This window comes from Streptomyces sp. NPDC090083, assembly GCF_044747445.1.
Taxonomy (GTDB): Bacteria; Actinomycetota; Actinomycetes; order Streptomycetales; family Streptomycetaceae; genus Streptomyces.
Genome location: NZ_JBIVED010000004.1, coordinates 557,043 through 569,104 on the forward strand (window position 1 = coordinate 557,043; position 12,062 = coordinate 569,104).

Below are 12,062 nucleotides of genomic sequence, written 5' to 3' on the forward strand. Positions count from 1 at the left end.
GGCGACCGGTGTGTCAGCGCAGCGGAACCGTGGGCCACAGCGGTTCCGTCGCGCGCTGTTCGGCCTCGCGCAGGACCCGCAGGACGTTACGGCCCGTCAGTGCCTCCAGGTCGGCGCGGGACCAGCCCCGGTCGGCGAGTTCGCGCAGCAGCACCGGGTAGCCGGAGACGTCGGCGAGGCCGACGGGCTGGTGGTCGACGCCGTCGTAGTCCCCGCCGAGGCCGATGTGATCCCGGCCCGCGACCTCCCGGGCGTGCTCGACGTGATCGGCGACCTGCGCCACCGTCACCTCGGGGTGCGGGTGCCGCTCGGTCCAGCGCCGCAGTCGGTCGTCCTCGGCCGCCGTGAGGGCCGTCTCGAACTCCTTGGCGACCCGGGCCGGGTCCTCGCCCGGCCGTGGTGCGCGCGGCCAGGTCCAGGACTGGGCGGACAGCCCGAGACGCTCGCGTTCGGCCCGCAACTCCTGTCCCCACTCGGCGACTTCGGCGGAGATGAAGTACGGGACGAAGGTGAGCTGGACGACACCGCCGTTGTCCCGCAGCAGCTCCAGGACCGGGTCGGCGACATTGCGTGGATGGTCGTTGAGGGCGCGTGCGGAGGAATGACTGAACAGCACCGGTGAGGTCGACGCGGCGAGGGCCGCGCGCTGGGTGGAGTCGGCGACGTGCGAGAGGTCCACCAGCACGCCGGTGCGGTTGAGTTCGGCGACGATCGCGCGGCCCGTGTCGTTCAGGCCGCCGACGGCCGGTTCGTCCGTGGCGGAGTCCGCCCAAGCGGTGTTGTCGTTGTGGGTGAGGGTCACGTAGCGGACACCGAGGCGCGCGTACGACCGCAGGACGCCCGGGGACTCGGCGAGGCTGTGGCCGCCCTCGATGCCGAGCAGGGAGGCGATGCGTCCGTCGGCGTGCGCGCTCTCCACGTCGTCGGCGGTGTAGGCGATCCGCAGGGTGTCCGGGTAGCGGGCGACGAGCCGGTACACGGAGTCGATCTGCTCGAACGTGGCGACCGCTGCCTCGGGTTCGGGCAGGTTCGAGGGGACGAACACCGACCAGAACTGCGCGCCGACCCCTCCGGCGCGCAGCCGGGGAAGGTCGGTGTGGAGGTCGGGGCGGCCCTCGTCCAGCCCCTCGACGCTGTAGCCGGAGCGGGCGCGCAGCGCCGAGGGCAGGTCGTTGTGGCCGTCGAAGACCGGGGTGTTTCTCAGCACCTGTTCGACCACATCGGTCACGGTGTCGGTCATGCGCTCGCGACTCCTTCGTCCGGCTTCTGGGTGGTGCGGTCCCGGCGGCGACTCGGTCGTGTCGGGCCGGCGACGGACAGGGGGTGACCCGCCGCCGTGTGCAGTCGTCGTCCTGTGGACTGCCCAGGAGCTGGGCGGTGGAACCGGATGAGGTGATTCGGCCCGGCGGGCGCGCAGTGCTCGACGACCGCGCGATGGCCGCTTCCAGTAGTCCGTCGGCTCCGCCCGATCGGCGTTCTGGACGGATTCAGTCCCGCGGTGTCCGCTGCGAGCCCGCCTTCTGCGGCTTCGCCTCGGGTGCGTGGAAGCAGGCGCTGACCGACTTGCCGTGCGGACACGGCCGTGTCTCCCACGTATCGGCCACGGCGTCGACGAGGAGCATGCCGCGTCCACCGAGACGTTCCATGTCGGCGTCGCGGGGAGTCGGCATCTCACTGGACCTGTCGTGTACGGAGACGTGCAGGCATTGGTCGTCGCACGTCATCACCAGCTGGGCGCTGCTGTGGGCGTGCCGGTGCGCGTTGGTCACCAGTTCCGAGACGGTGAGCACCACGGCGTCCGCGGTTTCCGGCGCGGAGGTGGTCCAGCCGAGCGCGTCCAAGTGCTGACGCGCCCAGTCCCGGGCCGACTTCACTTCACTGTTCAAGGGAAGCGTGCGGGCCCAGCCCACTGCCCGGAGTGACGAGTTGTCCATGTCGATCGGTCCTCCTTCGGTAGTGTGCGCCGCTCGCCCCACTTCCCCGTGGAGCGGGCGTGCTCAGCGGCGTCCGCGCAGTCTGCCCAGCAGTTGCTGGGCCTGGGCCCGGCGGCGCGGGTCGGCCGCCGCCCGGCGTATCTGCTCGGCCGTACGCCGGCCCTGTGGACTTCTCGCGAACCGCTTGACGCGCTCGATCACGCTCGACATGACGCCCCTCTCCTCACAGCACCGCGTTCATCGCGCCGCGTTCGTCACTCTCCCGCCTACCCCGGCCCCGCCGACTCAGCCCTGTCACCAGGGGACGACCCCGGCGTCCTCGAAGAACGCGCCGGTCGGGCCGCCGTCCGGCAGTGTGGCGAGCCGGATCGCCGTGGCCGCTCCCTGCTCCGGGGTACGGGGTCCCTGGAAGCCGGTGAAGTCCGTCGCGACCAGGCCCGGGCAGGCGGTGTTGATCAGGATGCCCGTGCCGGCGAACTGCCGGGCGTACTGCACGGTGACGGCGTTGAGGAACGTCTTCGACGGCGCGTAGGCCGCCATGACGGGGCCGATCTGGATGTCCGGGTCGGCCTGCCGGGTCAGGGAGGCGACGGAGCTGGACACGTTGACGATGCGGGGCGAGGCCGAGCGCCGGAGCAGCGGCAGCATCGCGTTGGTCACGCGGATGACGCCGAGGACGTTGGTCTCCACGACGGTGCGGACCAGACGGAGGTCGAGCGTGGTCGGGTCCTGCACCCATCCCGGGTCCATCTCCCCGGATATTCCGGCGTTGTTGACGAGGACGTCCAGCCGCCCGGCCTGCCGTTCGATCAGGTCCGCGGCGTCGGTGACGCTCCGGTCGTCGGTCACGTCCAGCGGCACCCCGAACGCGTCCACCCCGGCGGCGCGCAGCTTCTCCACCGCCGTCTCACGCCGGACCTCGTCGCGGGCTCCCACGCCCACGCGCAGTCCGAGGTCGCCCAGGCCGAGGGCGATGGCGTATCCGATTCCCTTGTTCGCGCCGGTGACCAGCGCGGTCTTCGTTTCGCTCATGCCGTCGATGTTCGCCCGCGGGGGCGGGGCGCGGCCAACACCGATACGGTGCCCTGTCATACCCGGCGGGTATCACAGAGGTAGGTTGTCGCCATGGACACCTTGGAGAGCCGCGAGCTGAGGTACTTCATGGCCGTCGCGGAGGAACTGCACTTCGGCCGGGCCGCCGAACGCCTCGGCATGGCCCAGCCGCCCCTGTCCCGGGCGATCCAGCAGCTCGAACGGCGCCTCGGCGTCCGCCTGTTGGACCGCGACCGGCGAGGCGTCTCCCTGACGGGCGCCGGAGAGGTGCTGCTGTACGAGGGACGCGCGGCCCTCGACGCGGCCACCGCCGCGGCTCGCCGTACGCGTCGCGCGGGTGGCGCGGGCGGGCCGGGCGGCTCCCGCAACCGTCTGGTGCTCGCGGTGAAGGCCGCCGCGTCCCACGAGCTGCTGCAGAAGCTGCTCGCCGCCTACGCGGCCGAGCCCGGCGCCGCCGAGGTGGAGGTGCTGCCGAGCGGCATGTGCGAGCAGGAGGAGATGCTGCGCGACGGCCGCGCCGACGTGGCCCTCATGCACGCGCCGTTCAACTCCCTCGCCGGGTTCGACAGCGAGGAACTCATGACCGAGGGCCAGATCGCGGTCCTGCCCGCCGGGCACCCGCTCGCCGCGCGGAAGACCCTCTCCATGGCCGAGATCACCGATGTTCCGGATCTTCCGCACGCCCGCTGGCCCCGGAACGGCGGATATCCGCCCGGCCCGGGCCCCGAGATCCACGACCAGACGCAGCTGGCCCAGCTGATCGCCCTCGGCCGCACCATGGCGGTCTTCCCCGAGTCCGCCCGTGCCTGGTTGTGGGCCGAGCATGCGGCCGTCCCCGTGGTGGACGCACCGCCCGTGGTCACCCACATCGCCTGGCCCGCGCACAGCCGCTCCGTCGCCCTCGCCGAACTGGTCCGTACGGCCGCCCGGCTCTGACCCTCGCTCCGCGCCCCGCCCGACTCCGGCCCTCGCTCCGCCGTCACCGGTATCCGGCCGAGTGCCCTCCGCGTGCCGACGTCAGGCCGGAACGCCGGGCTTCGCCGCGGCCGCGAGGCTGAACTGAAGGCGGCGGGCGGCGTTCAGGTGGTCGGCGGTCCAGATGATGCGGACGGCGGTGGCCGTGGCGTGTCCGTCGTCCCCCCGCAGGTCACGGCGCAGCGAGTGGACGAGCCGCGCCTCCTCCTCGGGGTCGCGGGACAGCGGAACGGGCACGGCGGTGTGCCGGCTGAGCCCCTCGGCCAGACCCCGGTACCAGTCGGCCACCCGGTCGGCCGTGTCGAGCAGCGTGAGCCGGGCCTCGGAACGGTCGGGTTCCATCCGCTCCTCACCCCCGTTGCGCTGCCACAGCTCCAGCACCGCGTCCGAGGCGAGACGCAGTCCTACGATCCCGGTGACCAGGGTGGTCATGTCGGACAGGCTGACCGGCTTGGCGCCGCGTTCGGCGAGGTAGCTGCGGAAGGCGTCGTCGAGCCGACGGGCCGCGGCGGCGGCCTGCCGTCCGGCCTCCACCGGGGCGTCGGTCGGAATGCAGCCGATGCTGCAGCGACTCGCCGCGTACTCCACCGTGTCGGCCAGGTAGCGGGCGCTCTCGGTGTACGCCGCCGACAAGGCCCGGTCCACGGCCGCCGCGGCGCCTCGCGGCCAGAAGAACAGGCCGACCAGGACGCTCACCGCGCAGCCGAGGGCGATGTCCTCGATCCGCAGCAGCACGATGTGCCAGTCGGGATCCTGGCCGATGTTGAACAGGATCACCAGGGTGACCGTGAAGGCCGCCTGACCCGCGGCGAACGAGATGGCGGCGGGCGCGATCCCGGCGATGAGCACGGCGACCGGGAGCAGGAACCAGAGCACGGTGCTGTGGTGCCCGATGAGCTGGAGCAGCACGGTCCCGATGACCGATCCGACGAGCGTGCCGCCGAGCGCCCGGAGCGCGTTCTGCCCGGTGTTGAGCGCGTTGGAGCGCAGCACGGACAGGGTTCCCAGCAGCACCCAGAACGAGTGCTGGACGCCGGTCTCGTTCGCCAGCGCCACCGCGATGCCTAGGCCGAGCGCGCCCCGGAGGCTGTTGTGCAGCCAGACGGAGCGCGGCTCCAGGTGTGCGGCGGCGCGCTCCACGGCGGATCCGAGCGGCTGGGTGAGTGCGCCGGGTTCGGTGCCCAGCAGCCGTTCGGGCCAGCTGCGGCGCTCGGCCGCCGCGGCCAGGTCCACGTTTGCCGCGATCTGGAGGGTGGCGAACCCCAACTCCTGGGCGCGGAAGGACAGATCGAGGGTCTCGATGAAGGCGCGGACCTCGGACTCCGTGCCGGGCTTGGGCAGGTGCACGGGGAGTCGGTGCGTGGCGCGGACCTCCATGCCGTCCATGGCCTTGCGCAGCTCGGCGAGGGCGGCGCGGAGTGCGTCGGGCGGAGTGCGGGGCGCTTCGAGGATGTCGGCCGCCGCGTCCAGGGCCGTGGCCGCCGCGCGCCGGACGGTGTGCGCGTCGGCGTCACAGGCCTGGCGCTCGTCGAGGGGCGGGCCGCTGTCGGCCACGATGGCGCTCAGCCAGGTCAGTTCGTCGACGAGCCGGACCAGGGCACGGGACCCGGCGGAGAGGCCCGTGGGCCGGTAGAGCGTGGCGTCGAAGGCGGTGCGCAGGTCGGCCGCCGCTGCCGCGGCCTGACCGGCGGTGACCTCGCACTGCCGGATGGTGGGCGCGTCCGTCCCGCCGGCCAGCCAGGAGGCGTCGGTACGCAATTGCGCGGCGGCGGCGCGGCAGACCCGGGCGGCGGGCGCGCTGAGCGGGTCCGCGGCGGGCCGGGGCCACAGCAGGGAGATCGCGAGCAGGGCGGCCGCCGCCGCGAGGCCCGCTCCGGCGAGCCGCTCGGGCAGTTGGGACAGCGGGGCGGGCGAGGTCACCGGGAGGATGAAGGCCAGCAGCAGCGCGGTCGTCGCGCCCGCGAGGACGGAGCTGACCACACCGGAGAAGAGGACCAGGAAGCCGACCACGACCATGGCGGTGACCGCGAGCCAGGTCGTCCGCGCCACCAGGGTGCCGAGGCAGATGAGCACCGCCCAGGCCACGGCCAGGCCGACGTGGGCGCGCAGCCGCTGCACCATGGGGCCGGTGAACTCCACCAGCAGGAGCATCGAGAACGAGCCGAACGCGGCGTAGGTCGCCATCGTCGCGGAGTGCAGCACCTGAGTGCACACGGCGAACAGGAGGGGCATCACCAGCGCGGTGCGCGCGGCACGGCGGGTCGCCGCGAGTCCCGGATCGTGGTCGCGCAACCAGGTGGGGACCCGCCCGTCCAGGACGCGCCGAGATCTCTCCATGCGCTCGCGCACCTCCTGTCGGCGCAGCACCCACGTGCCCCGCCGATCACGAGTATCCGGCATTCCCCGTGCCCGCACACGGTCGCACAGGACCGCGCGGATCCCGAGGTCCGGGCCGGCGCTCACCGTGCGCGGCCCGATCCGTCGGTCCACGCGTGCGGGCACCGGCGTGAGGAGCCCGATGGCCGGGACACGGAGAGGACTCCCGGCCCAGGTGCCCGGGACGCACGGCGTCCTAGCGTGGCGGCCCGTGGGCGGCGACATGCCCGGCCCACGCGGGCGCAACACGACCGGAAACGGGGCAATACTCCATGGCGAACCGACCCGACCGACCACGCGACTCCTCGCCCGACCGACCGCTCGACCCGCCGCCCGACCGGTCTCTCGGCCGCAGGCAACTGCTCCGCGCCTCCCTCGGCGCGACCGCCCTGGCCGGTCTGGCGATGGCGGGTGCGGCCCCGGCGCGGGCCGCCGCCGGCGCGGACGTGCGGCGGACGCAGGAGCTGCCGCCCGTGCCCGGCATGCTGGGCGACCGCCGGGCCAACGAGGTCTGGTACCAGCTCGACGAGGTCGCTCTCTATCACGCGTCGCCCGAACTCATCGCCGCCTACAAGGCCGTCGGTCAGCAGGTCGGGGGCAACATCGAGGGCGGGATGCGCGGACTGTGGCAGCAGATGAGCAAGTCCCCCGACTATCCGGGCAATTACCGGGACTTCCTGGCACCGGTCAAGGAACCCCTTCAGGTGATCTCGGACATCCAGCTCGGAGTGTTCGACAGCCTGTACCGGCCCTGCGACCCGCAGTTGGTGGGCGCCTTCGCTTCCTTCGGCCAGGGTGTGCTGTACGACCCGCGCCGTGAGAGCGTCCACTCCCCGGTGCACACGATGGACTCGCTGCCCACCGTTCCGCCTCCGGGGTACCACACGTGGTTCGCCTACATGCGGGCGATGATGCTGCTGGACATCGACCGCCGTCGCTGGACGGCGTTCGCTCCGCTCATGGCGTACGCGTGGGCGCTTCAGTCGGTGGCCAAGCCCTCGACGCAGACGCCGAGTTCACCGCTGCCCCGGGAGACCGTCGTACGGTTCGCCGCCTCGTGGCTGCCGCGCGGTCCGCGCAGGCTCGACGCCGACTTCCAGTCCTACCCGTATCCGCGAGGGATCGGCTGACGCGACCGATGACGGCGCGGAAGGGCGGTGGAGGCTGACCTCCACCGCCCTTCCGCGCCGTGGTGCCCCGGCCGGTGGCGCGTCTCACTCGCTGCGGGAGAAGCGGTACGTGGCGACGGCCAGCGCCAGCGCCGCCAGGGCGGCCACGCACCCCAACTCCGCTGCCACGGAAGGCGTCCAGTCCCCCCACCGTGGCCCGGCAGCCCGGCCGCCGAGTCCGGTGACGCCCGCTCCGGGGAGGGTGCGGCGCAGCGCGTCGACCGCGTAGGTGAGGGGGTTGACGCGTACGACGGTGCCCAGCCAGCCGGGCAGTCCGTCGGCCGGGAACACCGCTCCGGACAGGAACAGCAGGGGCATCATGCACAGCCCGATGACGATCTGAAAGGTCTCGGGTCGCCTGGCGCAGACGGCGACCAGGACACCCAGCGAGGTGAACGCGAAGGCGATCAGGCCCAATTCCCCGAGGACGAGGACGAGTTCGGGCCGGTAGGGCACGCCGACCAGTCCGGCCAGGCACAGGACGGGGATCGCGTACCCGACGCCGGCGGTCGCACCGCCGAGGCAGGTTCCGGTCAGCAGCGGGGCGCGGCGGACGGGGGCCACGAGCAGTTGGCGCAGGAATCCGGCCTGCCGGTCCCACACGATGGACGCGCCCGCGGCCATGGCCGGCGCCTGCACCGCCATGAGGAGGACGCCCGGGAAGAAGAAGGCGCGGAAGTCGCTCATGGCGTCGTGCTGGCCGGACACCGCCGAGTTGAGGCCGGTGCCGAAGACGAACAGGAACATCATCGGCATGATGACGCTCATGGCGATCCGCAGGCGGTTGCGGCTGAACCGGATCACCTCCCGTTCCCACAGCACCCGGACCGCGCGCAGATCCGCGACGAGACGTCCCGGCCGGGCGGCGCTCTCGGTAGTGCCGGGCCGGGCCCCGGTGTCCGCCATGCCGGCGTCGGTCACCGCGTCCGTCGCGTCTGCCCTGTCTGCCGCGTCTGCGGTCTCTGCCGCGTCCCCTGTGGCCGCGGTCTCTGTCGTCCTCATGGTCACCTCCTCGAAGCGGGTGCGGGAAACCCGGTCGGCTCGCTGTCGGCCTCCCGGATGGTGCGGCCGGTGTAGTGCAGGAAGGCGTCGTCGAGAGTCGGCGGTGTCACGGTCAGCGAGTGCACCGTCAGAGGGACGGCGTCGCAGATCCTGGGCACCCAGGCGGCTCCGTCTGCGACCCTGACACGCAGCCCCTCCGGGCCCGACTCCGCCTCCAGGCCTAGGCGTTCGCGCAGGGCCAGGGCCGCCGCCGGGTCGTCGGCGGTGCGCAGGGTGATGAGGTCGGAGCCGACAACGGCCTTGAGGGCGGCGGGAGTTCCGTCCGCGACGAGCTCGCCCTCGTCCATGACGGCGATCCGGTCGCAGTGTTCGGCCTCCTCCAGTTGGTGCGTGGTGAGGAAGACGGTGACGTCCCGCTCCTGGCGCAGCCGCCGCAAATGGTCCCAGATGGCGGCGCGGGTCTGCGGGTCGAGGCCGGTGGTGGGTTCGTCGAGGAAGAGGACGCGGGGCGTGTGCAGCAGACCGCGGGCGATCTCCAGGCGCCTTCGCATACCGCCGGAGAAGGTGCGTACCGGGGCGTGGCGGCGTTCGGCCAGCTCCACCAGTTCCAGCATGTCCATGATGACGTCGACCCGTTGTGCGCGGGGGATGCCGAACAGGTCGGCGTGGAAGCGCAGGGTCTCCATGGCGGTCAGGTCGACGTCGAGGGTGGATTCCTGGAAGACGAGGCCGATCCGGCGGCGTACTTCGTGGGGCTCGCGTGTCACGTCGTACCCGGCCACCAGTGCCCGGCCGGAGGTGGGACGCAGCAGGGTGGACAGCATGCCGATGGTGGTGCTCTTGCCCGCGCCGTTGGGGCCGAGGAAGCCGAAGGTCTGGCCGGTGGGGACGGTGAGGTCCAGGCCGCCGACCGCCTGGCGGCTGCCGTACGTCCTGGTCAGTCCGTCGGCCAAGACGGCGACGCCTTTGTCGTCAACTGCCGCACTACGGGCGCTCTTCGGGGCGGCGGCCAGGTTCATCGACGGCTCCCGTCGCGCTGCCGGACGCTCATGACGGTGTGGAAGAGCGCCACGTCCCCGGACTCGCCGACGGCCTGCGCGTCGACCTCCACCCAGGCGTGGGCGCGGAACGGCTGGGTGCGGAATCCGGTGCACCAGTCGGGCCACCGGCCGCGCAGCCGGCACAGCAGCACGGTGGCGACCGAGCGCTGCAGACAGCCCCGGCCCGCGCAGCGGGCGCTCACGGTGACCACCGCCCGGCGGGCGTCGAGGGCCTGCGCATGGTCGGCGGGGCGGGATCCGCGGGCCGCCACCGTCAGCACCTGGCGCAGTCGGCGCGGCGGCAGCAGCACCAGCACGCGGGCCGCGGCCACGGCCGCCCGCACGCCCAGCTGCCGGTGCCGGGGCAGCCGGGTCCCGGTCTCTCCGACGACCTGCATGCTCATGCCGTCACCACCAGCCGGGCCCTGTCCAGGGCGGCGAGGAGTGTCCGTACGTCGGTCAGGGCGCGGCCCGCGGCATCGGGGTGGTGCCGGGTGAGCCGGTCGGCGGTCTCCTCGGGGGTGTGCCCGTCGAGGAGCACCCGCAGTGTGGTCGCGCCGGAGCGGTTGAGCTGCCAGTACCGGCCGCTGCGCTGGTCGAGCAGGACGAGGCCGTCCTCGGTGTCGGTGGCGGTGACGTCGGGTTTCAGGGCGAGGGTCATGGGGTCTCTCCAGCCAGGGCCGCGACACCGGACGCGGGCGCCGCGGCGGACCGCAGCCAGCTCTCGCAGGCCAACGTGTTCTCGTACGGGACGAGTTGCCGTGATTGGGTCTTGAGGCCGAGCAGTGAGGTGCGCAGCGCGTCGGGGTCGACCAGGCCGAGCCGGGAGAGCTGGAGATCGTCGCAGAGGTCCAGCAGATCCGCGCGGTTGCGGCGCATGCCCTGGAACGCCTCCGCGCTGAACTCTCCTTTGCTGCGGCGGGCCAGGATCTCGTCGGGCACGATGCCGCGCACGGCCCGCCGCAGCACGGGCTTGAAGTCCCCGCTCACCAGCCGGTCCGCGATCCGCACGGACAGGGCCGCCTCGACGACCCGGTCGTCGAGGAACGGCGCCTCGCACGCGACCCCCATGTCACCGAGGGCGGCGTCGAGTTGGCGCATGGCACTGCCGGACTGGACGACGATGTCGAGCATCTGGTGCTGGGCCCGGTCCCGGTGGTGCGGTGCGGGATGCTCCTGTTCGGCGGTCTCCCGCAGCAGCCCTCGTACGGCGTCGACGGCGTCGGCGGTCGCCCAGGGCGGGAGCCGGGGTTCCCAGCCCCAGCCGAGCAGCGCGTCCCCGGGGCCGGGCGCCGGTTCGGTGAGCCGGTCGGCGGTGGAGCGCAGCCACGCGGTGAAGGAGGCGCTGTCGGCGAGTCCGCGCACGGTCGACGTCAGGGTCCAGCGGTTGAGGACCCGGAAGCGGTGGATCCTGGGGAGGCTGCCGAGCGGGTGGCTGCGGACCAGCGACCACAGGGCGGTCGGCAGGACACCGAACAGTTCGTCGCCGCCGACTCCCACGAGGTGGCAGCGTGATCCGTCGGCGGCCACGGTGGACAGCAGGCGGCGCGTATGACCGCGGGTGCGGGCCCAGGGCAGGGGTCCTTCCTCGTGGCCGGAGTCGACGGTGGCCGTCGTCTCGTACCAGCTGGGGGTGCTGTGGTCACCGCCGACGTGGTGCCGGGCGCCGGGCAGGTGGTGTGCGGCGCGTGCGGCCCATTCGGTGTCGTCGTTCGCCGGGTCCGCCGGTGTCCAGTGGTGGGTGACGAGATCGGCGCCCGCCGCGTCGGCCAGGAAGCAGAGGCTGGTGGAATCCAGGCCACCGGACAGATCGGCGCTGACGGTGGCGGCGGTGCGTGCTCCGACGCACGCGAGCAGGGCTCGGCGTACGCGTTCGGCCGCCTGTTCCGTCGGCGCGTCGGGCTCCGGTGGCCGCCACCAGCGGACTTCGCGCGCGCTGCCGTCCGGGCCCAGTTCCAGGCGGTGGCCCACGCCGAGCGCCGACACCTCCGACCACACCGGGCGCAGGGAGAGCGGCCAGGGCGGGGCCGGGGCCAGCAGCCGCAGCGCCAGCATGTCCCGGTCGACGGCCGGGGTGGCATCGCCGCCGCGCCGCGTGCCGGCCAGCTGCGCGAGGCGGCGCGGCCCGTCGGCGGCCACGGTGACGCCTCCGACGTCGGCGTGGAAGATCTGCCGTGCGGTGGACAGGCTTCCCTGGGCCCGCGTCCATCCGTCGAAGGAGGCGACGAGGTGGAAGCAGCCGGGCAGCGAGCGGGCCACGTCGTCGAGTCGGCTCAGGGAGCGCGCCTGGGCCAGTGCGCGTTCGGTGCGGTGCCGGTCCACGGTCGAGCGGCCGAGGACGGCCAGACGTCGGGCGCCGGCGCTCACCAGCGTCAGTTCCTCGTCCGACCAGCGGCCCACGAGCCAGGGCCGTCCCGAGGCGTGGTGGACCACCCGGACGTCCGCGGCACGGGTCAGTGGCTCGGCCACCGTCGGCGCGGCCGGGCTGTCGGGCAACACGACGAATTCCATGG

At 73.1% G+C, this 12,062-nt stretch carries 12 protein-coding genes; 2 read left to right on the top strand and 10 right to left on the bottom strand.

Translation table 11 applies throughout. The features are described from left to right. Positions 1-13: 13 nt before the first annotated feature. The 4 genes from ACIPTO_RS17740 to ACIPTO_RS17755 all read right to left on the bottom strand — a co-directional run bounded on the left by ACIPTO_RS17740 (position 14) and on the right by ACIPTO_RS17755 (position 2,966). Positions 14-1,240, bottom strand: coding sequence for a dipeptidase (locus ACIPTO_RS17740; RefSeq protein WP_401192980.1), 1,227 nt, complete (start codon positions 1,238-1,240; stop codon positions 14-16). Between the two features lie 247 nt (positions 1,241-1,487). Then, positions 1,488-1,934 carry an ATP-binding protein gene (locus ACIPTO_RS17745; RefSeq protein WP_366317743.1) on the bottom strand — a complete coding sequence of 149 codons (447 nt, stop codon included), beginning with the start codon at positions 1,932-1,934 and terminating at the stop codon, positions 1,488-1,490. Between the two features lie 63 nt (positions 1,935-1,997). After that, a complete protein-coding gene (locus ACIPTO_RS17750; protein WP_401192983.1) occupies positions 1,998-2,144 on the bottom strand; it encodes a hypothetical protein in 147 nt (48 codons plus the stop codon). An 84-nt stretch (positions 2,145-2,228) separates the two neighbouring features. Then, the gene (locus ACIPTO_RS17755) at positions 2,229-2,966 is read right to left on the bottom strand and encodes an SDR family oxidoreductase (RefSeq protein ID WP_401192985.1); all 738 of its coding nucleotides are present in this window, start codon (positions 2,964-2,966) and stop codon (positions 2,229-2,231) included. A 93-nt stretch (positions 2,967-3,059) separates the two neighbouring features. On the opposite strand from ACIPTO_RS17755, the gene ACIPTO_RS17760 reads away from it, so the two are divergent. Next, positions 3,060-3,923 (top strand): LysR family transcriptional regulator, encoded by an 864-nt coding sequence (locus ACIPTO_RS17760; RefSeq protein WP_366317737.1) that lies wholly within the window; start codon positions 3,060-3,062, stop codon positions 3,921-3,923. An 81-nt stretch (positions 3,924-4,004) separates the two neighbouring features. Here the strand turns inward: ACIPTO_RS17760 and ACIPTO_RS17765 are convergent, their stop codons facing one another. Further along, positions 4,005-6,299: an FUSC family protein gene (locus tag ACIPTO_RS17765; RefSeq protein WP_401192988.1), complete on the bottom strand. Its 2,295-nt coding sequence runs from the start codon at positions 6,297-6,299 to the stop codon at positions 4,005-4,007. Positions 6,300-6,610: 311 nt separating this feature from the next. On the opposite strand from ACIPTO_RS17765, the gene ACIPTO_RS17770 reads away from it, so the two are divergent. Next, positions 6,611-7,468, top strand: a complete 858-nt coding sequence (locus ACIPTO_RS17770) for a hypothetical protein (protein ID WP_401192991.1) — start codon at positions 6,611-6,613, stop codon at positions 7,466-7,468. A gap of 84 nt (positions 7,469-7,552) precedes the next feature. Here the strand turns inward: ACIPTO_RS17770 and ACIPTO_RS17775 are convergent, their stop codons facing one another. Genes ACIPTO_RS17775 through ACIPTO_RS17795 form a run of 5 tightly spaced genes read right to left on the bottom strand, consistent with a single transcriptional unit; the run spans position 7,553 to position 12,060 of the window. Then, entirely contained in the window at positions 7,553-8,509 is a 957-nt protein-coding gene (locus ACIPTO_RS17775) for an ABC transporter permease (protein WP_401192994.1), read from the bottom strand. Positions 8,510-8,511: 2 nt separating this feature from the next. Beyond that, complete coding sequence (locus ACIPTO_RS17780) at positions 8,512-9,528, bottom strand: ABC transporter ATP-binding protein (protein WP_401192997.1); 1,017 nt, start codon at positions 9,526-9,528, stop codon at positions 8,512-8,514. After that, positions 9,525-9,953: a lasso peptide biosynthesis B2 protein gene (locus ACIPTO_RS17785; RefSeq protein ID WP_401192999.1), complete on the bottom strand. Its 429-nt coding sequence runs from the start codon at positions 9,951-9,953 to the stop codon at positions 9,525-9,527. Before ACIPTO_RS17785 ends, ACIPTO_RS17780 begins: the two co-directional genes overlap by 4 nt. Further along, positions 9,950-10,210 carry a lasso peptide biosynthesis PqqD family chaperone gene (locus ACIPTO_RS17790; protein ID WP_401193002.1) on the bottom strand — a complete coding sequence of 87 codons (261 nt, stop codon included), beginning with the start codon at positions 10,208-10,210 and terminating at the stop codon, positions 9,950-9,952. Before ACIPTO_RS17790 ends, ACIPTO_RS17785 begins: the two co-directional genes overlap by 4 nt. Continuing rightward, positions 10,207-12,060 carry an asparagine synthase-related protein gene (locus ACIPTO_RS17795; RefSeq protein WP_401193005.1) on the bottom strand — a complete coding sequence of 618 codons (1,854 nt, stop codon included), beginning with the start codon at positions 12,058-12,060 and terminating at the stop codon, positions 10,207-10,209. The genes ACIPTO_RS17790 and ACIPTO_RS17795 overlap by 4 nt, the downstream gene beginning before the upstream one ends. Positions 12,061-12,062 lie beyond the last annotated feature (2 nt).